The organism is Streptomyces sporangiiformans, assembly GCF_005768555.2.
Classification (GTDB): Bacteria; Actinomycetota; Actinomycetes; order Streptomycetales; family Streptomycetaceae; genus Streptomyces; species Streptomyces sporangiiformans.
The window spans coordinates 84,935-104,644 of sequence record NZ_VCHX02000150.1 but is presented as its reverse complement, the minus strand read 5'-3'; the positions used below and the strand labels follow the sequence as shown (position 1 = coordinate 104,644).

Sequence of the window (19,710 nt, the reverse complement as noted above, 5' to 3'; positions counted from 1 at the left end):
GGCTCCGCCCCCAGACCCCCGTGTCGGCCTGAACGGCCTCGTCCTCAAACGCCGGACGGGCTGGAGATGCCGGACGACGCGCAAGAGCATGCCCCCCGCGGGTGGGTGGGGGATGGGGACGGCCATCCTCGTCCTCAAACGCCGGACGGGCTGGTTGATGCCGGCCTGAGCTCAAATGAACCGGCCGGGCTCAAAGCACCCGTCGTCGCCGTCGCCGGAGGGCCCGCGTTCACCTTCTCCTACGCCGAGCATGCCGAACTGCTCGCCGCTGCCGGAGCCGACGTCGTCACCTTTGATCCGCTCCGGGATGAGCAACTGCCCGAGGGGACCGCCGGGCTTGTCATCGGCGGCGGGTTCCCGGAGGTGTACGCCCCCGAGCTGTCCGCCAACGAACCGCTGCGCAAGGCCGTCGCCGAGCTGGCGTTCAGTGGTGCTCCGGTGGCCGCCGAGTGTGCCGGGCTGCTCTACCTCTGCCGTGAGCTCGACGGGCGGCCCATGTGCGGGGTCATCGACGCCGAGGCGCGCATGGACGAGCGGCTCACCCTGGGGTATCGCGACGCCGTGGCCGTGAGCGACAGTGTGCTCGCGGAGGCGGGGACGCGGATGCGGGGGCACGAGTTTCACCGGACCGTCGTGGAACCCGGTGCGGGGGCGGCTGCAGCATGGGGCCTGCGCGCTCCTCGACGGCGCCTCGAAGGTTTCGTACAACAGGGTGTGCACGCGAGTTACCTGCACACGCACTGGGCCTCGGCGCCCGGTGTCGCCCGTCGGTTCGTGGAGAGGTGTGTCGGGTCATGAGCGACAGAAGGCTGATCGGGGTGGGGGTCGGGCCCGGGGATCCGGAGCTTGTGACCGTCAAAGGGGTCAACTCCCTGCGTGCGGCGGACGTGGTCGTCGTGCCCGTCATGGACAGCGGGGAGCGCGGCCGCGCCGAAGCCACCGTGTTGCACTACGTGCCCGAGGAGAAGGTCGTACGGGTCGTGTTCGCGCTCAACGAGCGGTCGGACCGGGCCAGGCGCGAGGCCGCCTGGGACGCGGCCGGTGAGCGGGTGGCCCAGCTGCTGTGGGGCCACGGCACGGTCGCCTTCGCCACCATCGGCGATCCGAACGTGTATTCCACCTTCACGTATCTCGCGCAGACCATCGAGGAATCGGTCCCGGGGACCGTCATCGAGACCGTGCCCGGCATCACCGCCATGCAGGATCTCGCCGCCCGCTCCGGGGCCGTACTGACCGAGGGGACCGAGCCGCTCACCCTCGTGCCCGTCACGGCCGGGGCCGCCGTACTCAAGGACGCGCTCACCGGGCCGGGGACCGTCGTCGCCTACAAGTTCGGGCGGATCGCGGAGGAAGTGGCCGCGGCTCTGCGGGAGACCGGGCGGATCGACGACGCCGTCTGGGGCTCCGCGCTCGGACTGCCCGAGGAGTCGATCCGGCCCGCGGCCGAACTGGACGGCTCTCCGCTGCCCTATCTCTCCACGCTCATCGCGCCCGCGCGGCGCGACGGCGGACGCGGCGGCAAGCTGTGACACGTACCGGAGGGGCAGGGGGCGGTTCAGCCCGCCACGCCCACCACCAGCCAGATGAACGCCGCCCCGGCGATCGTGCACAGCAGCGTGGAGCGGGCCGGGTGCTGATGGTGTGCCTCGGGGAGGATCTCGGCGGCGGCGAGGTAGAGGAGCGCGCCGCCGAAGAAGCCGAGGTAGCCGCCGAGCAGATCCTCCGGAAGGGTGAAGAAAAGCGTCGACGCGGCGCCCGCGACGGGGGCCAGCGCATCCGCGAACAGCATCAGCAGCGCCTTGCGGCGGGCGTTCCCGTACAGGCTCGTGAGCGTGTAGGTGTTGAAGCCGTCCGCGAAGTCGTGGGCGATGACCGCGAGGGCCACCGCGAGGCCCATGCCGCCGCCCACCTGGAAGGCGGCGCCGATCGCGATGCCGTCCATGGCGCTGTGCCCCACCATCGCCGCGGCGGCCGTCAGGCCCACCTGAGGCGTTCGGCCGTTGTGCTCCTCGGCGCCGTGCGCGGCCCGGCTGACGGCCAGCAGACGCTCCACGAGGTGGGCCAGCAGGAAGCCGCCGACGAACAGCAGCAGCGCGGCCGGTACGCCGAAGACCTCCCCACCCGCCGCGTCCAGCGCCTCCGGCAGCAGGTCCAGGCCGACCACGCCCAGCATCAGGCCGCCGGCCAGGCCGAGTACGAGGTGGCGGCGGTCGGTGACGCGTTGCGCCGTCCAGCCGCCTGCCAGCGTCATCAGGAACGCGCCGAGCGCGACGAACACCGCCATGTGGCCTTGTTATCCGATCGTCCCCCGTTCACGCACCTCCGCACCGCTGATACCGCATAGCACTCGTAGCACTCGTAGCACTCGTACCACTCGCAGGACACGTAGCACTCGCAGGACTTGTAGGAGAGGACTCCATCCCATGGCCGATGCCCCCACCGGCAAGGTGACCTTCGTCGGGGCCGGGCCCGGCGCCGCCGATCTGCTGACGTTCCGTGCCGCGCGCGCCATCGCCGAGGCCGACGTCGTGATCTGGGCTGCCAGCCTGGTGCAGGCGGAGGTCCTGGAGCATGCGCGCGAGGGCGCGGAGATCCTCGACTCGGCGACCATGTCCCTGGAGGACGTCGTCGCCGTGTACGAGCGGGCGGCCGGTGACGGGCTGAAGGTGGCCCGTATCCACTCCGGCGACCCCGCCCTGTGGGGCGGTACGCAGGAGCAGCTCGACCGGTGTGCGGACATCGGGGTCGAGACCGAGATCATCCCCGGCGTCTCCTCGTTCTCCGCCGTCGCCGCCCTCGCCCAGCGCGAGCTGACCATCCCGGAGGTCGCGCAGTCCGTGATCCTCACCCGGCTCGGCGGCGGCAAGACGCCGATGCCGCCGGGTGAGGAGGTGCGCGAGTTCGCACGGCACGGCACGACCATGGCGCTGTTCCTGTCCGCCGCCCGCAGCGGTCAGCTCGTACGCGAGCTGCTGGAGGGCGGTTATCCGACGTCGACGCCCGTCGTGATCGCGTACCAGGCGACCTGGCCGGAGGAGCTGATCGTGAAGTGCACGATCGGGACGCTGGAGGAGACCGTCAAGGAACACAAGCTGTGGAAGCACACGCTGTTCCTGGTCGGCCCGGCCCTCGACGCGCACGGCACGCGCTCGCACCTCTACCACCCCGGCCACTTCCACGGCTTCCGCAAGGCGGACCCTCAGGCCCGTAAGGCGCTGCGTGCGCAGGGTGCGCAGGGTGCCACACCATGATCACCGTCGTCGGTACGGGGACGGGGGCGCCCCTTCCTCCGGACGCCGAGGCCGCGTTGGCCGAGGCGGAGCTCGTCGTGGGCGCGCGGCGGCATCTCGCGGCCGCGCGACTGCCGGACGCGGCGGAACGGATCGTCCTCGGTCCCCTCGCGCCCGCCCTCGACGCGATCGAGCGGCACCTGGAGAAGCAACCGCAACCGCAGAAGCCCGAACGAGAGCCGGCTGATCAGCGGCGGGTGGTCGTGCTCGCCTCCGGCGACCCCGGGTTCTTCGGCATCGTGCGGGCGCTCGCCGAGCGTTTCGGGAGCGACCGGCTGGAGGTGCGCCCCGGGGTGTCGTCCGTGGCCACCGCCTTCGCGCGGCTCGGACTCGCCTGGGACGACGCGGTGGTGGTGAGCGCGCACGGGCGTGATGTGCGGACCGCCGTGAACGTCTGCCGGGCGCACCCGAAGGTGGCGGTGCTGACCGGCCCCGGGGCCGGTCCCGCCGAGCTCGGGGCCGCCCTGCGGTCGAGTGGGCGCCTTCTCGTGGTGGCTTCGGCACTGGGCTCCGGGACGGACCCGGAAACGGCCTCGGAAACAGCCGCGGAAACGGCCTCGGGCGAGTGCGTCGAGCGGGTCACGCCCGTCGAGGCCGCCGCCCGCGACTGGGGGTCGGCGGTGAGCGTCGTGCTGTGTCTGGACGAGTCGCGCGTTCTCACGCCGGTACGGACGGTTGCCGGGCGCGCGCCCGGGCCCGCTCAATGGGCCCTGGACGAGAGCGAGTTCACCCACCGGGATTCGATGATCACCAAGTTCGAGGTGCGCGCTCTCGCACTGGCCCGGCTCGGGCCGCGGCTCGGGGATCACATCTGGGACATCGGGGCGGGCTCGGGCTCGGTCGCCGTGGAGTGCGCGCGGCTGGGGGCCGCCGTGACCGCTGTCGAGAAGACATGGGACGGTGTGGAGCGCGTGCGCGCCAACGCGGCCGCGCACGGCGTGGACATGACCGTCGTGCAGGGTGCCGCGCCCACCGTGCTGTCCGGTCTCCCCGATCCCGACGCCGTGTTCATCGGCGGCGGCGGACAGGAGCTGCCCGTGATCGTGACGGACTGCGCGCGCCGGGCGCGGCGGGCGGTCGTGGTGGCGATGGCCGCGCTCGACCGGGTTCCGGCGGCGCGCGACGCGCTCGTCGGGGCCGGGCTCGACTGTGACGGCGTACTGCTGCAGTCGTCGCGCCTGGCGCCGCTGCCCGGGGATGTCACCCGGCTCGCGGCGACCAATCCCGTCTTCCTGCTGTGGGGCGTCCGGCCTCCGGCGCGTACCGAAGGAGTTGCCCAGTGATCGGCCTGATTTCCGCGACGGCGGCGGGTGCCCGGGCCCGCGAGCGGGTGGCCGCGGCATGGCCCGATCGCACGCGTGTGTACGACGGTCCCGTGGGCGACGCCGTGCGGCGTGCCTTCGCGGAGTGCGAGCAGCTCGTGTGTTTTCTGGCCACGGGGGCCGTGGTGCGGCTCGTCGCGCCCTTGCTGACGGACAAGGCCTCCGATCCGGGGGTCGTGTGTGTGGACGAGGGCGGGCGGTTCGCCGTCTCGCTCGTCGGGGGGCATGGCGGCGGGGCCAATGAACTCGCCCGTGCGGTAGGTGAGTTGCTCGGCGCGGAGCCGGTGGTGACGACAGCGACCGACTCGGTCTCAGTGCCCGGACTGGACACGCTCGGGCTGCCCGTCGAGGGAGATGTGGCGGCGGTGTCGCGGGCCCTGCTGGACGGGGAGCCTGTTGTTCTGGAGGCGGAGGTGCCGTGGCCGCTTCCGCCGCTCCCGGTCGCGACCTCCGGGCCGTACGCGATACGGCTCACGGACCGGCTGGCCGAACCCGCCGCGCACGAAGTCGTCCTGCGCCCGCCCTCCCTCGTCGTCGGCGTCGGCGCCTCCAGGGGCGCGCCCGCCGACGAGGTGCTCGGGCTCGTGGAGGGAGCCCTGCGCGATGCCGGGCTCTCCGCCCGGTCGGTCGCCGAGCTCGCCACCGTGGACGCCAAGGCCGGCGAGCCCGGCATCGTCGAGGCGGCCGCCCGCCTCGGGGTGCCCCTGGTGACGTACTCCGCCGAGGAGTTGGCCGCCGTGGACGTGCCCAACCCGTCCCAGGCGCCGCTGGCCGCCGTCGGCACGCCGTCCGTGGCGGAGGCCGCCGCGCTCGTACGCGGGGGTGAACTCCTCGTCCCCAAGCGGAAATCCGCCGGACAGGCCGGGCAGCCCGCGATGGCGACCTGTGCCGTCGTACGGCGTCCGTGCCGCGGCCGGCTCGCCGTCGTGGGACTCGGTCCCGGCGCGCGGGATCTGCTGACGCCGCGCGCGAAGGACGAGCTGCGCCGGGCCTCCGTGCTCGTCGGGCTCGACCAGTACGTCGACCAGATCCGCGACCTGATCCGCCCGGGTACCCGCGTTCTGGAGTCCGGGCTGGGCGCCGAGGAGGAGCGGGCCCGGACGGCTGTGTCGGAGGCACGGCTCGGCCGGGCCGTGGCGCTGATCGGCAGCGGTGACGCGGGCGTGTACGCGATGGCGTCGCCCGCGCTCGCCGAGGCGTCCGACGACATCGACGTGGTCGGGGTGCCCGGGGTGACCGCCGCCCTCGCGGCCGGGGCGATCCTGGGCGCGCCGCTCGGCCACGACCACGTGTCGATCAGCCTGTCCGACCTGCACACGCCGTGGGAGGTCATCGAGCGGCGGGTGCGGGCCGCCGCGGAGGCCGACATCGTGGTGACGTTCTACAACCCCCGCAGCCGGGGCCGTGACTGGCAGCTCCCCAAGGCGCTCGCGATCCTCGCCGAGCACCGGGAGCCGACGACACCCGTGGGTGTCGTACGCAATGCCTCGCGCGCGGACGAATCCAGCCGGCTCACCACCCTCGCGGGACTCGATCCGGCAACGGTCGACATGATGACGGTCGTGACGGTGGGCAACACGGCGACCCGTGAGATCGCGGGCCGTATGGTGACGCCTCGCGGCTACCGTTGGCAGGAGGAGCCCAATTGAGCCAGGTGTTTCCCGAGACCCGTGTCGTGCACCCCATCGAGGCGGAGTCCTTCCGGCGGCTCCGCGCCCGGCTCGACACCTCGCGCTTCCCGCCGCTGACGCGTGCGGTCGTGGAGCGGGTGATCCACTCGGCGGCCGATCTCGACTACGCGGAGGACCTCGTCACCGACGAGGACGCGTTGGAGAAGGCACATGCCGCGCTGCACGACGGGGCGCCCGTCGTCGTGGACGTGGAGATGGTCGCGGCGGGGATCACCCGGCGCGAGACCGTGTGCCGGCTGAAGGACGCCACATCGGGGCCGGGGCTGACCCGTTCGGCACACGCGATCCGGCTCGCGTACGAGCAGGTCGGGCCCGGCGCGCTTTGGGTGATCGGCTGCGCTCCGACCGCGCTGGAGGAACTCCTGACGCTGGACGCCGCGCCGGCGCTCGTCATCGGTCTGCCCGTCGGCTTCGTCGGCGCCGCCGAGTCCAAGGCCGCGTTGCGCGAGAGCGGGCTGCCCGCCGTCAGCAACGTGTCCGAGAAGGGCGGTTCAGCGGTAGCCGCGGCAGCGCTCAACGCCCTGCTGTACCACCCCGTGAATCACCGCGAGAACCACCCCGTGAACCACGCCGTGAACCACGCCGCGCCCCAGTCCGTATTCCAGCCTGTATCCCAGTCCGAGGAGACATCGTGACCACCCCGCCCCCCGCCCTGCTCATCGCCGGACACGGCACCCGGGACGACGCGGGCGCCGAGGCCTTCCGCGACTTCGTACGGGAGTTGGGCCGCCGCGCCCCCGAACTGCCCGTCGCGGGCGGCTTCATCGAGCTGTCCCCGCCCCCGCTCGGCGACGCCGTGACCGAGCTGGTCGAGCGTGGCGTGAGCCGGTTCGCCGCCGTTCCGCTGATGCTGGTGTCCGCCGGGCACGCGAAGGGCGACATTCCGGCTGCGCTGGCCCGCGAGAAGGAACGGCACCCGGGCATCTCGTACACGTACGGCCGTCCGCTCGGCCCGCACCCCGCGCTGTTGTCGGTGCTCGAGCGGCGGCTCGACGAGGCACTCGGCGATACGGCGCGCACGCCCTTCGACCGGGCCGATGTGACCGTCCTGCTCGTCGGCCGCGGCTCGACCGACCCCGACGCCAACGCCGAGGTGCACAAGGCGGCCCGGCTGCTGTGGGAGGGACGCGGTTACGCGGGCGTGGAGACTGCGTTCGTGTCGCTGGCGGCGCCCGATGTGCCGTCGGGGCTGGACCGCTGCGCGAGGCTGGGCGCCCGCCGGATCGTGGTACTGCCGTACTTCCTGTTCACCGGCATCCTGCCGGAACGGGTCCAGATGCAGACCGAGGGCTGGGCGGCCGCGCACCCAGAGGTCGAGGTGCGGTCGGCCGATGTCATCGGTCCGGAGCCGGAACTGCTCGACCTGGTGATGGAGCGCTATCGGGAGGCCGTGGCGGGCGATCTCCGTATGAACTGCGACTCCTGCGTCTACCGTGTCGCGCTTCCCGGCTTCGAGGACAAGGTGGGGCTCCCCCAGCAGCCGCACTTCCACCCGGACGACGACGATCACCATGGCGGTCACCACCATGACGGCCACCACGGGCATCACGATCAAGCACACTCCCATGCGCACTGAAGGTGGCGATCACGACCTTCGTCACCACGGGGACGCCGAGGTCCGTGACGACGGCTCGGCGCTCGTCGACCTCGCGGTGAACGTCCGCGCCGACACGCCTCCGGCCTGGCTGCGCGAGCGGATCGCCGACTCGCTGACCGGTCTCGCGGCCTACCCGGACGGGCGGAAGGCGCGGGAGGCGGTGGCCGCCCGGCACGGGCTGCCCGCGGAGCGCGTGCTCCTCACCGCGGGCGCGGCGGAGGCCTTCGTACTGCTCGCCCGTGCCCTGAGGGTTCGCCGGCCCGTCGTCGTGCACCCGCAGTTCACGGAGCCGGAGGCGGCGTTGCGGGACGCCGGGCACACCGTGGGCCGGGTGCTGCTGCGGGAGGAGGACGGCTTCCGGCTCGATCCGGCGGCCGTTCCCGAGGACGCGGACCTCGTCGTGATCGGCAACCCGACCAATCCGACGTCCGTGCTCCACCCGGCCGCCGCGATCGCCGAACTCGCCCGTCCTGGGCGGACCTTGGTGGTCGACGAGGCGTTCATGGACGCGGCGCCGGGTGAGCGCGAGGCCCTCGCGGGGAGGACGGACGTACCCGGCCTGGTGGTGCTGCGCAGCCTCACGAAGACATGGGGGCTGGCGGGCTTGCGGATCGGGTACGTGCTCGCGTCCCCCGAGACGATCGCGGACCTGGAGCGAGCCCAGCCCCTCTGGCCGGTCTCCACGCCGGCCCTCGCGGCGGCGGAGGCCTGTGTGGGGGACGCGGCCCTCGCCGAGGCGTCCGACGCGGCGCACCGGACAGCCGCCGACCGAGCCCATCTCATCGCGGGTCTCAAGGAGTTCGCCCCCGACGGACTGCACGTCGTCGAGCCCGCCGAAGGTCCCTTCGTCCTCGTCCGCCTCCCCCGGGCCACCGCCGTACGGGCCCAACTGCGCAGCCTGGGCTTCGCGGTGCGGCGCGGGGACACGTTCCCCGGGCTGGGCGAGGAGTGGCTGCGCCTCGCGGTACGGGACCGGGTGACGGTGAACCGGTTCCTGCAGGCCTTGGACAAGGCCGTGACGGTGGTGGGGCGCTGACGGCCCGCGGCGCCCGGGCCGTGGTGTTCGGTGCGGGCGTTCATGAGGTAGTGCTCACACGCCTGGTGGGGAAACCGTGTGTGCGAGCGGCGATGACAACGGCCGGCACCGGCACGAGGAGTGCGAGGACACTCCAGGGGAGGGAGGTGGGGCCGAGGAGGTCGAGGAGGATGCCACCGACTACTCCGCCGCCGGCCATGGCCACGTTCCACAAGGTGACGAGCATGGCCTGTGCGGTGCCTGCAGCCTCGTCGCCTCCGGCGTCGCCCACGGCGGTCTGCAGGAGAGTGGGGACGCCTCCCCATCCCAGCCCCCACAACATCACCGCGAGGTGGACCAGAGCGGGGCTGTCGGCCGGCACGGCCAGGATCGCCGCCGCCATGGCGACCAGGACGGTGCCGGCGATGGTGAGGCTTCGCATCCGACGGTTGATGTGCGCGCCCACGATCCAGATGCTCACCAGGGAGGCGGCGCCGAAGGCCAACAGCACGAGGTCGGTGGAGTCGCCCATGCCGAGCCGGTCGAGGAACGTGGCGATGTAGGTGTAGAGGATGGTCTGAGCCAGCACGAAAAGCAGGGTGACGAACAGGACCGGTGCCACGCCCGGGACGGTGAGGGCCCGCAGCATCGGCAGCCGGCCGTCCGCCCGCTGCCCGGGGTGGTCCGGGACCGACGCCATGATCCATGCGATCACGACGACGGTGAGGGCGGTCATGATCAGGAACGTTGTCCGCCAGCCGAACGCCGCACCGATGAACGTCCCGGCCGGCACTCCCAGCGACAGAGCGACCGGAATGCCGGCCATGGCAATCGCGATCGCTTTGCCCTGCAGGTGAGCGGGCGCCATGCGGCGGGCGTACCCGGCCAGCAGCGCCCAGGCCAGGCCCGCGGCCACGCCGGCGACGAACCGGGCCACCATGGTCAGGGGATAGTGCGCCGAGACCGCGGTGACCGTGTTGGCGACGGCGAATGCCGCCATCGCCGTCAACAGCAGCCTCTTGCGCCGCCACCCTGTTGTGGCCGCGCTCAGGGGGATCGCCGTGAGCGCGGTCCCGATGGCGTAGATCGTCACCGACTGCCCCATCGCGGACTCGCCGACCTCGAGGTCGGCGCTCATCGCGGGCAGCACGCCCGCGGGCAGCGTCTCGGTCAGGCTGGTGATGAAGACGGCCGTTGCCAGCGCCAGCAGCGCCGTCAAGCGGAGTTTGCGGTCGTTGGCTCCCCCGGGGGAGCCAACGGGTAGCTCAGTGCTGCGAATAGTCATGCGCCGTATGCTCAAACCCTCACACAGATGTGAAGGTCAATTCGACACCACGTGAGGTGGAGCACATGCGCATCGGGGAGCTGTCGGAGCGAACGAACACGTCCCGCCGACTGCTGCGTTACTACGAAGAGCAGGGCTTGATCATCTCTGACCGTTGCGCGAACGGCTACCGCAATTACGACGACCGCCTGGTGGACCGGGTCCTGCAGATCAGAGGGCTGCTCGATGCCGGTCTGCCGACCCGGATCATCAAGCAGATCCTCCCGTGCCTCGACAAGCCCCGGAACATCTACTTCCCCGATGCGACACCGGAGATGATCGCCACACTGGAACACGAACGCGATCGCATGACCGAACGCATCAACTGCCTGACCCGCAACAGGGACGCCATAGCCGACTACCTGGACGCAGTGCTGGTGCGTCGTGACAATCGCCCACACGCCGCCGCTGAAGCGTCTACAACGTCATGATCCGCAACACCTAGCCGACCACCCGTCCGTTCAGCACGATCCGACGAGGATCGGCCAGCACCCGCACATCCGCCCGCGGATCACCGTCGTAGACGACCAGGTCGGCCGGGGCCCCCTCCTCCAGGCCGGGCCGCCCCAGCCAGGCCCGCGCTCCCCACGCCGTGGCCGACAGTGCCTCGACCGGCGGGATGCCCGCGGTCACCAGCTCGGCCACCTCGCCCGCCACCAGCCCGTGCGCGAGCGAACCGCCGGCGTCGGTGCCGACGTACACGGGGATCCCCGCGTCGTACGCGGCACGCACGGTGTCGTACCGCCGCTCGTGCAGCCGTCGCATGTGGTCGGACCAGCGCGGGTACTTGGCCTCGGCGCCGGCCGCGAGGTGCGGGAACGTGGCGATGTTGACGAGGGTGGGGACGATGGCGACGCCGCGCGAGGCGAAGAGCGGGATGGTCTCCTCGGTCAGGCCGGTGGCGTGCTCGATGCAGTCGATGCCCGCTTCGACCAGATCGCGCAGGGAGTCCTCGGCGAAGCAGTGCGCGGTGACGCGCGCGCCCAGACGGTGGGCCTCGGCGATCGCCGCCTCGACCGCGTCGCGCGGCCAGCAGGCGCTCAGGTCTCCCGTCCCGCGGTCGATCCAGTCGCCCACCAGCTTCACCCAGCCGTCGCCGCGCCGGGCCTCCTGGGCGACGTACGCGACGAGGTCGTCCGGCTCGATCTCCCACGCGAAGTTCCGGATGTAGCGGCGTGTGCGGGCGATGTGCCGGCCGGCGCGGATGATCTTCGGGAGGTCGTCGCGGTCGTCGATCCAGCGGGTGTCGGAGGGCGAGCCCGCGTCCCGGATGAGGAGGGTGCCGGCCTCGCGGTCGGTCAGCGCCTGCTTCTCGGCGACGTCGTCCGCCACCGGGCCATGGGTGTCGAGCCCGACGTGGCAGTGCGCGTCGACGAGGCCGGGCAGCGCCCAGCCCTGGACGGTGCGGACGTCACGGGCGCCGGCCGGGCGCTCGTACGAGATCCTGCCGCCGACCACCCAGAGTTCGTCCCGGGCGTCGTCGGGGCCGACGAGCACCCGCCCCTTCACGTGCAGCACCGTCTGATCGCTCATGGACCGCACCCTAGTTCGTCCCCGCTTTTTCGTGCAGTGTGCAGCCGCCTACAAGCCCTTGTCGCCCTTCAGGCCCTTGTCACCCTCCCGGCCATTGTCGTCCTCGACGTCGGCCATCGCCGGGTCGAGGAGCCGGGACAGGAAGTGGCGGGTGCGCTCGTGGGCGGGGTTGGCGATGACCTGCGCGGGCGGGCCGGCCTCGACGATCACCCCGTCGTCCATGAAGACGACCCGGTCGGCGACCTCACGCGCGAAGGTCATCTCGTGCGTGACGACCATCATGGTCATGCCCTCGTTCGCGAGCATGCGCATGACCGCCAGGACATCGCCGACGAGCTCCGGGTCGAGCGCCGAGGTGGGCTCGTCGAAGAGCATCACCTCGGGGCCCATGGCGAGCGCGCGGGCGATGGCCACGCGCTGCTGCTGGCCACCGGAGAGCGAGGACGGGTAGGCGTCCGCCTTCTCGGCGAGTCCCACGCGCTGGAGGTTGTCGGCGGCGACGCGCGCCGCCCGCGCCTTGTCGCGGCCGAGTACGCGGCGCTGCGGCAGCGTGAGGTTCTCGGTCACCGACAGATGCGGGAACAGGTTGAACTGCTGGAACACCATGCCGATGCGGCGGCGTACGGCGTCGATGTCCACGTCGGGGTCGGTGACCTCGGTGCCGCCGACGAAGACCTGGCCCTTGGTGGGCTCCTCCAGGAGGTTCACGCAGCGCAGCAGCGTGGACTTGCCGGAGCCGGACGGGCCGATGACGCACACGACTTCGCCCCGGCCGATCTCCAGGTCGATGCCGCGCAGCACCTCGTTGTCGCCGAAGGACTTGTGCAGGCCCCTGACCTGGATCTCGGGATTCGACGGGTTCGACGGGTCCGACGGGTCCGATCGGTTCGACGAGGGGTTTTCCGGGCTTTCCGTGCTTTCCGTGCTCACTTGGTGGCCTCCTGGGCCTTCGCCTCAAGACGGCGTACGACGAAACCGAGCGGGATCGTGACCAGCAGATAGCACAGGCCCGCCACCAGGATCGGCGTGGAGTTGGCGCTCTGGCTGGCCAAGTCGCGGCCGAACTTGGCGAGTTCGCGCTCTTCGAGCGTGACCCCGAGGAACAGCACCATCGAGGAGTCCTTGAAGAGGAGCACCAACTCGTTGGTGAGCGGCGGGATCACGATCCGGAACGCCTGCGGGATGATGATCGAGACCATGGCCCGGGCGTGCGAGAAGCCCAGCGAACGGGCCGCCTCCGTCTGTCCCTTGGGCACCGCCTGGATGCCCGCCCGGATCGTCTCGGCCATGTACGCGGCGGCGACCAGGCCGAGGGCCAGGGCCACCTTGCCGTATGTGCCGCCGATGATCTCCGTGCCCGGGAACGCCAGCGGTACGCCGACGCCCACGAAGACGAAGATCAGCAGGGCGGGCAGGCCGCGGAAGATCTCGATGTAGACGCCGGCGAGCCAGCGGTACGGGCCCACGGACGACAGCCGCATCAGGGCGATGACCACGCCGAGCACGAGGCCGAAGACGAAGCCGGACAACGTGTAGAGCACGGTGTTGCGCAGCGCCAGCGTGATGATGTCCGGGAACAGCTGCTTGGCCAGGTCGGCCTGGGCGAACTGGTTCTGCAACTGGCCCCAGTCGGCGCTCGCGCCGATGGCGACCAGGGCGGCGACGAACACCACGTACTGGACGCCGCGCGACACGGCACGCTTCTGGCGCCTGGTCAGACCTGACTTGCGGGGCTGGATTCGGACTTGGGTGTCTGCCTCTGCCTCGCCGCTCATGAGCCGGAGGACTTGCTCGGGTCGTACGGGCCGATCCACTTCTCGTACAGCTTCTTGTACGTGCCGTCGGCCTTCGCGTCCTTGAGCGCCTTGTTGAGGGCGTCGGCGAGTTCGGTGTTGCCCTTCTTCACCGAGAACCCGTACTGCTCACCGGTGCTGAGGTTGTCGACGATCTCGAAGGCGCCGGCGTTGGCCTTGTCCTTCAACCACCCCTGGACGACCGGGTAGTCGATGATGACGGCCTTGACCTGGCCGGTGCGCAGGCCGTTGAGGACCGCGTCGGAGCTCTCGAAGGAGACCGGGTTGAGCCCCTTGCTCTTCGCGTACTCCTCGCCGGTGGTCTGCGCCTGGGCGCCGAGCTTCTTGCCCTTCAGGGCGGCGAACGAGTCGATGCCGCTCTTCTTGTCGACCAGGATTGCCTGGGTGGCGTCGAAGTACGGGTCGGAGAAGTCGACGTTCTTCTTGCGCTCCTCGGTGATCGTCATGCCGGCCGCGGCGAGGTCGCACTCACCGGAGTTGAGGAACGCGCCGGTCTTGAAGTTCTCGAACGGCGTGTCGAGGATGTCCTGCTTCACGCCCAGGTCCTTGGCGACCAGATCGACGAGCGCCACGTCGAAGCCCTGTACCTTGCCGTCGATCTCCGACTGGAAGGGCGGGTACGGCAGGTGCGTGCAGGTGGTGAGCTGACCGGCCTTGACCAGCTTGACCCCCTTGACGGTCTCACCTCCCCCGTCGCCCGATGAGGTACATCCGGCCACGAGCACCAGCCCGGCCGTCGCGGTGGTGGCGGCCAGTATGCGGGTTCGGCGTCCGAGGGCCGTGTACAAGGAGGACCTCCTGAGGGGGCCTGCTAGGGAATTTTGCCGTCCGATTATAAGGAAGTGTTTGACCCCCTCAAATCATTCCCATGGTCGGCCGACCGTCCGGCCTGAGATTTTTCGGCACGGGAGGCAGCACATCGCCCGCGCCGCACGGCGGATTTGCGGCCGGATACGCTCGAACTCGCGTACTGGAAGCGCCTGATGTGCGCGCCTGACGAACCGAAACCCATGAGCGAAGAGAGCACCGCACCATGACCCATCCCTTCCTGGACCTGGCGCCGTTGAGCGCCGCGCGCTTCGCGGCGATCGAGGACCGCGTGGCGCGGCTGCTCTCCACCGAGCAGGACGTCGTGATCACGCAGGGCGAGGCGCTGCTTCCCCTGGAAGGCTGCATCAGGGGCGCCGCGGGGTCCGGGACGACGGCACTGAACGTGATCACCGGTCCGTACGGGCAGACGTTCGGTAACTGGCTGCGGGACTGCGGGGCGACCGTGATCGATCTGGCCGTGCCGTTCCATACGGCGGTCACGGCCGCGCAGGTGCGGGAGGCGTTCGCCGAGCACCCCGAGATCGACTTCGTCTCACTGGTCCATGCGGAGGCGGCGACCGGCAACACCAATCCCGTGGCGGAGATCGGCGCGGTCGTACGGGAGCACGGTGCGCTCTTCATGCTCGACGCCGTGGCCTCGGTGGGGGCCGAGCCGTTGCTGCCGGACGCGTGGGGTGTGGACCTGTGCGTGATAGGGGCTCAGAAGGCGATGGGCGGGCCAGCGGGGGTCTCGGCGGTGTCGGTGAGTTCTCGGGCGTGGGCGCGGATGGCGGCGAACCCGCGGGCGCCCCGGCGTTCGTATCTCTCCCTTCTGGACTGGAAGGAGCGGTGGATCGACGGCGGTCGCACGGCGCTGCTGCACGCCCCGGCTCAGCTGGAGATGCTCGCGCTGGAGGCGTGTGTCGAGCGCATCGAGGCAGAGGGCTTGGCGGCGGTGATGACCCGCCACGCGACGGCCGCGGCGGCCACCCGTGCCGGGGTGGTGGCGCTGGGCGGGGGCCTTGAGCCGTATGTGTACGAGGCCCGGGAGGCGGCGCCAGTGGCCACGACGTTGCGTACTCCTGCCGGGGTCGACGCGGCGGAGTTGGTGGCCCGTGCGTTGGCTGCCGATCCTGTGCTTCCGATGGTCGCGGGTGGGGGTGCGCTGGCCGGGGAGATGATCCGGGTCAATCACTATGGGCCCGACGCGACGCGGGGGGCTGTGCACGCGTGTGTCGCCGCGTTGGGCGCGGCGCTGGCCGAGTCGGGGCGGGCGGTGGATCTCGAGGCCGGGCGCGGGGCGGTGACGGAGGTGTGGGCTGCGGCCTGAGGTGTTTCGCCTGCTGCGGTGGGCAGTGCTGTGCTCGGCGGTCTGAGGTTTTCGCCTGCTTCGGTCGGCCGGTGCTGTGCTCGGCGGTCTGCCGTCACCCGGCGTCTACGCTGGCCTGGGAGGCGGGACTGTGGCGGACGAGAAGGAGCTGGCCGAGGTCCAGCGCGTGCACTGGCAGGAGACGTACACCGCGCATCCGGGGATGTACGGCGAGCAGCCGTCCGCGCCCGCTGTCCACGCCGCCGGTGTGTTCCGCGCCGCCGGGGCGAACGACGTACTGGAGCTCGGCGCCGGCCACGGCCGCGATGCCCTCTTCTTCGCCCGTGAAGGCTTCAGGGTGCGGGCCACCGACTTCAGCGCCACCGGCCTTGACCAGCTGCGGGACGCCGCCCGGGCGCAGGACGTCACCGAGCGGGTCACCACCGTGGCGCACGACGTCCGAAACCCGCTGCCGCTGCCGGACGCCTCGGTGGACGCGGTCTTCGCGCACATGCTGCTGTGCATGGCGCTGTCGACCCCGGAGATCCACGCTCTCGTCGATGAGGTGCGCCGCGTCCTGCGGCCGGGCGGAGTCTTCGTCTACACCGTGCGGCACACCGGCGACGCCCACTGTGGCGCGGGCGTCGCTCATGGCGACGACATCTACGAGCACGGAGGCTTCGCCGTGCACTTCTTCCCCCGCGAGCTGGTGGATGCGCTGGCCGACGGGTGGCGTCTGGACGAGGTCTTCGCCTTCGAGGAGGGTGACCTGCCCCGTCGCCTGTGGCGCGTCACCCAGACCCTGCCCCGGTGAGACCGAAAGCCCGTTGAGATGCTGCCGCGTGTTGGGGAGAGTCTGTGGGCATGGAGTTCTTCTGCTACCACCGCGACCGGCCCGGCTCCGTCACGTTGCGCGACGAGCTGCTGGAAGACCACTGGTCCTACATGGACGGGTACGCGAAGGAGATGATCGCCCGCGGCCCGACCTTCGCCGACGACAGCGAGACGCCCACCGGCAGCGTGCACATCGTCGACCTGCCGGATCCCGCCGCCGCCCGCGCGTTCGCCTTCGACGAGCCCAACTACCAGGCCGGCGTGTACCGGGACGTGCTGCTGCGCCGGTGGCGCAACACGCTGGGGCGCACCATGTGGGACTTCCCCGGTGGACCGGCCGGCGGCAACCGGTACCTGGTGATCGGCCTCGGCTCGGGACAGGCCGTCGACCTCGCCGTGCCGTCCGACCGTGACGAGCTGATCGCCTATGGGCCGCTGCTCAGCGACAACGGCACCGCCTGGCTGGGTACGGCGGCGCTGGTCCGGGCATCGGACCCGGACGCCGCACGCGCCGTCCTGACCCCGGACCGGTACGCCGACGTCGAGGTCCACGACTGGCAGTTCGGCGGGCGGAGGTCATGAACCCAGGACGCCCGTGTCGGCTCGGCCGCCACGGGAACCGAAGCCGGCTCGGAACCGCACCCGCTCCCCGCCACGTCCTCCGCGGCATGATCAGAACGCACCGAACCGTCGAGGCCCTGGTGATCAGGACCGCCCTGACCGCCGAAGCCGCGGACGTGGCCGAACTGCACGGGCGGGCCCGCGCCACGTACTACCCCGACGGCCTGCCGGACGACGGCACCGACTGGCCCGCCGTCTGGCGCGGTGCCATCGAGCGCCCCGACACCCATGTGCTGTGCGCGGTACGAGCCGCCCGTCTGGTGGCCGTCGCCTCCTTCCGCACCGCCGAAGGCGCCCCCGCCGACTCGGTCAAGCTGTTCCAGTTCCACGTCGACCCCGGCCACTGGCGCTCCGGTATCGGCGCCGAGCTGCACACGGCCTGCGTCGAGCAGTGGCGGGCCGACGGCAAGCGGACCGCGACCCTCGACGTGCACGTCGACAACCAACGCGCTCAGGCCTTCTACGCCCGCCGGGGCTGGGTCCCCGATCCGGAGCGGCCGCCCGCCGAGGGCGAGCACCACCTGTCGCTGACCTACACGATGCGCGGGGAATGAAGCCAGCCGGTTGAATGTTCACACACCGGGCGGAGGGAGCCTCCGCGTACCCGTACGACCTGGAGAGCCGAAGACATGCGCGTCGAGATCTGGAGCGACATCGCCTGCCCCTGGTGCTACGTGGGCAAGGCCCGCTTCGAGAAGGCGCTCGGGGCCTTCCCGCACCGCGACGAGATCGAGGTGGTGCACCGTTCCTTCGAGCTCGACCCGCACCGGGCCAAGGGCGAGACGGAGTCCGTCCTGAAGATGCTGACCAAGAAGTACGGGATGAGCGAGGCACAGGCGCGGGCCGGTGAGCAGAACCTGGGCGCGCAGGCCGCCGCCGAGGGCCTGGAGTACCGCACCGAGGGCCGCGACCACGGCAGTACCTTCGACATGCACCGCCTCCTCCACTTCGCCAAGGAGCAGGGCAGGCAGGACGAGCTGATCCAGGTCCTGTACCGGGCGAACTTCGCCGAGGAACGGTCCCTCTTCGTGGACGCCGACGCGTATCTGGTCGAGCTGGCCGTCGCCGCCGGGCTCGACGCGGACGCGGCGCGCGAGGTGCTCGCCGATCCGTCGGCGTACGCCGACGAGGTGCGCGCCGACGAGCGGGAGGCGGCCGAGCTGGGCGCGAACGGCGTGCCGTTCTTCGTCCTCGACCGCAAGTACGGCGTCTCCGGCGCCCAGCCCGCCGAGGTCTTCGCGCAGGCACTGGAGCAGGCGTGGGACAGCCACGCGCCGCTCAGGCCGATCCAGCAGAACGGCACGGACGACGCCGACGCCTGCGGCCCCGACGGATGCGCGGTGCCGCAGAGCTGACGCGAGGCGAGCGACAGGCATCGGCGCAGGTCGGCGGCCATACATAAGGGTTACTAAGGGGATCCACGCAAGAAATCGCAATGGACTTGGACTTCATGGGGCCGCAGAGTGGATCCATGGAGACTCTGGAGACTCTCGTCCGTGCCGAGTTCGCCCCGAAGACCGTCTACCTGAACACCGCGAGCACCGGGCTTCTCCCGGCCCGCGCGGTCGACGCCATGCACAGCGCCGTCCAGTCCGTGGCCGACGGACAGCCCTCCGACATGTTCGCGGACGTGGAGGCGGCCCGGGCCTCCTTCGCACGGCTGATCGGCGTTCCGGCGCATCGCGTCGCGGCCGGGGCCTCGGTCGCCGTCTACACGGGTCTGATCGCGGCCTCGCTGCCGGAGGGCGCCGAAGTCCTCACCGCCGAGGCCGACTTCAGCTCCACCGTGAACCCGTTCCACGTCCGCGAGGATCTCAAGGTGCGCACCGTCCCGCTGGAGAGCCTCGCCGAGTCGGTGCGGCCGGGCACGGCGCTCGTCGCGGTCAGCGCCGCACAGTCCGCCGACGGCCGGATCGCCGACCTGCCCGCGATCCGCGAGGCCGCGCGGGCCCACGGCGCGCGTACGTACATCGACGCATCCCAGGCCGCCGGCTGGCTGCCGTTCGAGGCCGACGCGTACGACTACACGACCTCCGTCGCCTACAAGTGGCTCGTCTCCCCACGCGGCGTAGCCTTCCTCGTCGTCCCGGAGGACCTCGGCGGTCTCACCCCGCTCTTCGCGGGCTGGGTCGCGGGCGAACGCCCCTGGGACGCCTGCTACGGCCCGGTCGAGGAGCTCGCCCACTCCGCGCGGCGGTACGACGAGGCCCCGAGCCTCTTCTCCTACGCGGGCGCCCGGCACTCCCTCGCCCTGATCGAGGAGATCGGCGTCGAGGCCGTAAGGGCCCATGACCTCGCGCTCGCCGACCGCTTCCGCGCGGGACTCGCCTCCCTCGGCGTGGCGCCGGTGCCCGCGCCGGGCTCGCCCATCGTGTCGGTGCCCGGGCTCGGTCACCGGCAGCGCGAGCTGAGCCGCGCCGGGCTCGAAGTGTCCGACCGCGCGGGCAACTTGAGGGCCGCTTTCCACTTGTACAACACATCCGCGGACGTGGACCGCCTCCTGGACGTCCTGTCCGGCTGACCCCTGGCGCGGGACCGGGCGGGGGCGCT

General features: G+C 71.4%; 20 protein-coding genes and 1 pseudogene. 15 read left to right on the top strand and 6 right to left on the bottom strand.

The features are described 5' to 3' along the window. Both FGD71_RS23390 and cobI read left to right on the top strand, forming a co-directional pair. Window positions 1-798: pseudogene (locus tag FGD71_RS23390) on the top strand (hypothetical protein); the annotation flags it as partial. Beyond that, window positions 795-1,529 carry a precorrin-2 C(20)-methyltransferase gene (cobI, locus tag FGD71_RS23385; RefSeq protein WP_420878337.1) on the top strand — a complete coding sequence of 245 codons (735 nt, stop codon included), beginning with the start codon at window positions 795-797 and terminating at the stop codon, window positions 1,527-1,529. The pseudogene FGD71_RS23390 and the gene cobI, both read left to right, overlap by 4 nt. A gap of 26 nt (window positions 1,530-1,555) precedes the next feature. Here the strand turns inward: cobI and FGD71_RS23380 are convergent, their stop codons facing one another. Further along, a complete protein-coding gene (locus FGD71_RS23380) occupies window positions 1,556-2,284 on the bottom strand; it encodes a ZIP family metal transporter (protein ID WP_119102458.1) in 729 nt (242 codons plus the stop codon). Window positions 2,285-2,423: 139 nt separating this feature from the next. On the opposite strand from FGD71_RS23380, the gene cobM reads away from it, so the two are divergent. Genes cobM through cobC form a run of 6 tightly spaced genes read left to right on the top strand, consistent with a single transcriptional unit; the run spans window position 2,424 to window position 8,936 of the window. Beyond that, window positions 2,424-3,251 carry a precorrin-4 C(11)-methyltransferase gene (gene cobM, locus FGD71_RS23375; protein WP_119102457.1) on the top strand — a complete coding sequence of 276 codons (828 nt, stop codon included), beginning with the start codon at window positions 2,424-2,426 and terminating at the stop codon, window positions 3,249-3,251. After that, window positions 3,248-4,573, top strand: coding sequence for a precorrin-6y C5,15-methyltransferase (decarboxylating) subunit CbiE (gene cbiE / locus FGD71_RS23370; RefSeq protein ID WP_119102456.1), 1,326 nt, complete (start codon window positions 3,248-3,250; stop codon window positions 4,571-4,573). The genes cobM and cbiE overlap by 4 nt, the downstream gene beginning before the upstream one ends. After that, entirely contained in the window at window positions 4,570-6,261 is a 1,692-nt protein-coding gene (gene cobJ, locus FGD71_RS23365; RefSeq protein WP_119102455.1) for a precorrin-3B C(17)-methyltransferase, read from the top strand. Before cbiE ends, cobJ begins: the two co-directional genes overlap by 4 nt. Before the next feature lie 5 nt (window positions 6,262-6,266). After that, on the top strand, window positions 6,267-6,938 hold the full coding sequence (locus FGD71_RS23360; protein ID WP_420878338.1) for a precorrin-8X methylmutase: 672 nt from the start codon (window positions 6,267-6,269) through the stop codon (window positions 6,936-6,938). Further along, window positions 6,935-7,879: a sirohydrochlorin chelatase gene (locus FGD71_RS23355; protein WP_119102454.1), complete on the top strand. Its 945-nt coding sequence runs from the start codon at window positions 6,935-6,937 to the stop codon at window positions 7,877-7,879. The genes FGD71_RS23360 and FGD71_RS23355 overlap by 4 nt, the downstream gene beginning before the upstream one ends. After that, on the top strand, window positions 7,830-8,936 hold the full coding sequence (gene cobC / locus FGD71_RS23350) for an Rv2231c family histidinol phosphate aminotransferase CobC (protein ID WP_119102470.1): 1,107 nt from the start codon (window positions 7,830-7,832) through the stop codon (window positions 8,934-8,936). The genes FGD71_RS23355 and cobC overlap by 50 nt, the downstream gene beginning before the upstream one ends. Before the next feature lie 40 nt (window positions 8,937-8,976). On the opposite strand, the gene FGD71_RS23345 is transcribed toward cobC, so the two are convergent. Then, window positions 8,977-10,200 (bottom strand): MFS transporter, encoded by a 1,224-nt coding sequence (locus tag FGD71_RS23345; RefSeq protein ID WP_119102453.1) that lies wholly within the window; start codon window positions 10,198-10,200, stop codon window positions 8,977-8,979. A gap of 65 nt (window positions 10,201-10,265) precedes the next feature. Here FGD71_RS23345 and FGD71_RS23340 point away from each other — a divergent pair, with 65 nt between their 5' ends. Beyond that, window positions 10,266-10,670 carry a MerR family transcriptional regulator gene (locus FGD71_RS23340; protein WP_119102452.1) on the top strand — a complete coding sequence of 135 codons (405 nt, stop codon included), beginning with the start codon at window positions 10,266-10,268 and terminating at the stop codon, window positions 10,668-10,670. Between the two features lie 10 nt (window positions 10,671-10,680). On the opposite strand, the gene FGD71_RS23335 is transcribed toward FGD71_RS23340, so the two are convergent. The 4 genes from FGD71_RS23335 to FGD71_RS23320 all read right to left on the bottom strand — a co-directional run bounded on the left by FGD71_RS23335 (window position 10,681) and on the right by FGD71_RS23320 (window position 14,374). After that, window positions 10,681-11,772, bottom strand: a complete 1,092-nt coding sequence (locus tag FGD71_RS23335) for an amidohydrolase family protein (protein WP_119102451.1) — start codon at window positions 11,770-11,772, stop codon at window positions 10,681-10,683. A gap of 48 nt (window positions 11,773-11,820) precedes the next feature. Continuing rightward, complete coding sequence (locus FGD71_RS23330; RefSeq protein WP_119102469.1) at window positions 11,821-12,615, bottom strand: amino acid ABC transporter ATP-binding protein; 795 nt, start codon at window positions 12,613-12,615, stop codon at window positions 11,821-11,823. Between the two features lie 83 nt (window positions 12,616-12,698). Further along, window positions 12,699-13,547: an amino acid ABC transporter permease gene (locus tag FGD71_RS23325; protein WP_119102450.1), complete on the bottom strand. Its 849-nt coding sequence runs from the start codon at window positions 13,545-13,547 to the stop codon at window positions 12,699-12,701. Next, window positions 13,544-14,374, bottom strand: a complete 831-nt coding sequence (locus FGD71_RS23320; RefSeq protein ID WP_119102449.1) for a transporter substrate-binding domain-containing protein — start codon at window positions 14,372-14,374, stop codon at window positions 13,544-13,546. The genes FGD71_RS23325 and FGD71_RS23320 overlap by 4 nt, the downstream gene beginning before the upstream one ends. 245 nt (window positions 14,375-14,619) lie before the next feature. Here FGD71_RS23320 and FGD71_RS23315 point away from each other — a divergent pair, with 245 nt between their 5' ends. The 6 genes from FGD71_RS23315 to FGD71_RS23290 all read left to right on the top strand — a co-directional run bounded on the left by FGD71_RS23315 (window position 14,620) and on the right by FGD71_RS23290 (window position 19,681). Next, window positions 14,620-15,726 carry a pyridoxal-phosphate-dependent aminotransferase family protein gene (locus FGD71_RS23315; RefSeq protein WP_119102448.1) on the top strand — a complete coding sequence of 369 codons (1,107 nt, stop codon included), beginning with the start codon at window positions 14,620-14,622 and terminating at the stop codon, window positions 15,724-15,726. Window positions 15,727-15,856: 130 nt separating this feature from the next. After that, window positions 15,857-16,519: a class I SAM-dependent methyltransferase gene (locus FGD71_RS23310; protein WP_119102447.1), complete on the top strand. Its 663-nt coding sequence runs from the start codon at window positions 15,857-15,859 to the stop codon at window positions 16,517-16,519. Between the two features lie 50 nt (window positions 16,520-16,569). Next, a complete protein-coding gene (locus FGD71_RS23305; protein ID WP_119102446.1) occupies window positions 16,570-17,121 on the top strand; it encodes a YciI family protein in 552 nt (183 codons plus the stop codon). 86 nt (window positions 17,122-17,207) lie between these two features. After that, window positions 17,208-17,714 carry a GNAT family N-acetyltransferase gene (locus tag FGD71_RS23300; protein WP_119102445.1) on the top strand — a complete coding sequence of 169 codons (507 nt, stop codon included), beginning with the start codon at window positions 17,208-17,210 and terminating at the stop codon, window positions 17,712-17,714. A gap of 75 nt (window positions 17,715-17,789) precedes the next feature. Beyond that, the gene (locus FGD71_RS23295) at window positions 17,790-18,515 is read left to right on the top strand and encodes a DsbA family oxidoreductase (protein WP_119102444.1); all 726 of its coding nucleotides are present in this window, start codon (window positions 17,790-17,792) and stop codon (window positions 18,513-18,515) included. Between the two features lie 116 nt (window positions 18,516-18,631). After that, entirely contained in the window at window positions 18,632-19,681 is a 1,050-nt protein-coding gene (locus FGD71_RS23290) for an aminotransferase class V-fold PLP-dependent enzyme (RefSeq protein WP_119102468.1), read from the top strand. Window positions 19,682-19,710 lie beyond the last annotated feature (29 nt).

Excerpts from the sequence above, each read along its gene's own strand:
- cobI (WP_420878337.1), top strand. The coding sequence starts at position 795 with ATGAGCGACAGAAGGCTGATCGGGGTGGGGGTCGGGCCCGGGGATCCG.
- FGD71_RS23380 (WP_119102458.1), bottom strand. The coding sequence starts at position 2,284 with ATGGCGGTGTTCGTCGCGCTCGGCGCGTTCCTGATGACGCTGGCAGGC.
- cobM (WP_119102457.1), top strand. The coding sequence starts at position 2,424 with ATGGCCGATGCCCCCACCGGCAAGGTGACCTTCGTCGGGGCCGGGCCC.
- cbiE (WP_119102456.1), top strand. The coding sequence starts at position 3,248 with ATGATCACCGTCGTCGGTACGGGGACGGGGGCGCCCCTTCCTCCGGAC.
- cobC (WP_119102470.1), top strand. The coding sequence starts at position 7,830 with ATGACGGCCACCACGGGCATCACGATCAAGCACACTCCCATGCGCACT.
- FGD71_RS23345 (WP_119102453.1), bottom strand. The coding sequence starts at position 10,200 with ATGACTATTCGCAGCACTGAGCTACCCGTTGGCTCCCCCGGGGGAGCC.
- FGD71_RS23340 (WP_119102452.1), top strand. The coding sequence starts at position 10,266 with ATGCGCATCGGGGAGCTGTCGGAGCGAACGAACACGTCCCGCCGACTG.
- FGD71_RS23335 (WP_119102451.1), bottom strand. The coding sequence starts at position 11,772 with ATGAGCGATCAGACGGTGCTGCACGTGAAGGGGCGGGTGCTCGTCGGC.
- FGD71_RS23325 (WP_119102450.1), bottom strand. The coding sequence starts at position 13,547 with ATGAGCGGCGAGGCAGAGGCAGACACCCAAGTCCGAATCCAGCCCCGC.
- FGD71_RS23315 (WP_119102448.1), top strand. The coding sequence starts at position 14,620 with ATGACCCATCCCTTCCTGGACCTGGCGCCGTTGAGCGCCGCGCGCTTC.
- FGD71_RS23305 (WP_119102446.1), top strand. The coding sequence starts at position 16,570 with ATGGAGTTCTTCTGCTACCACCGCGACCGGCCCGGCTCCGTCACGTTG.
- FGD71_RS23300 (WP_119102445.1), top strand. The coding sequence starts at position 17,208 with ATGATCAGAACGCACCGAACCGTCGAGGCCCTGGTGATCAGGACCGCC.
- FGD71_RS23295 (WP_119102444.1), top strand. The coding sequence starts at position 17,790 with ATGCGCGTCGAGATCTGGAGCGACATCGCCTGCCCCTGGTGCTACGTG.
- FGD71_RS23290 (WP_119102468.1), top strand. The coding sequence starts at position 18,632 with ATGGAGACTCTGGAGACTCTCGTCCGTGCCGAGTTCGCCCCGAAGACC.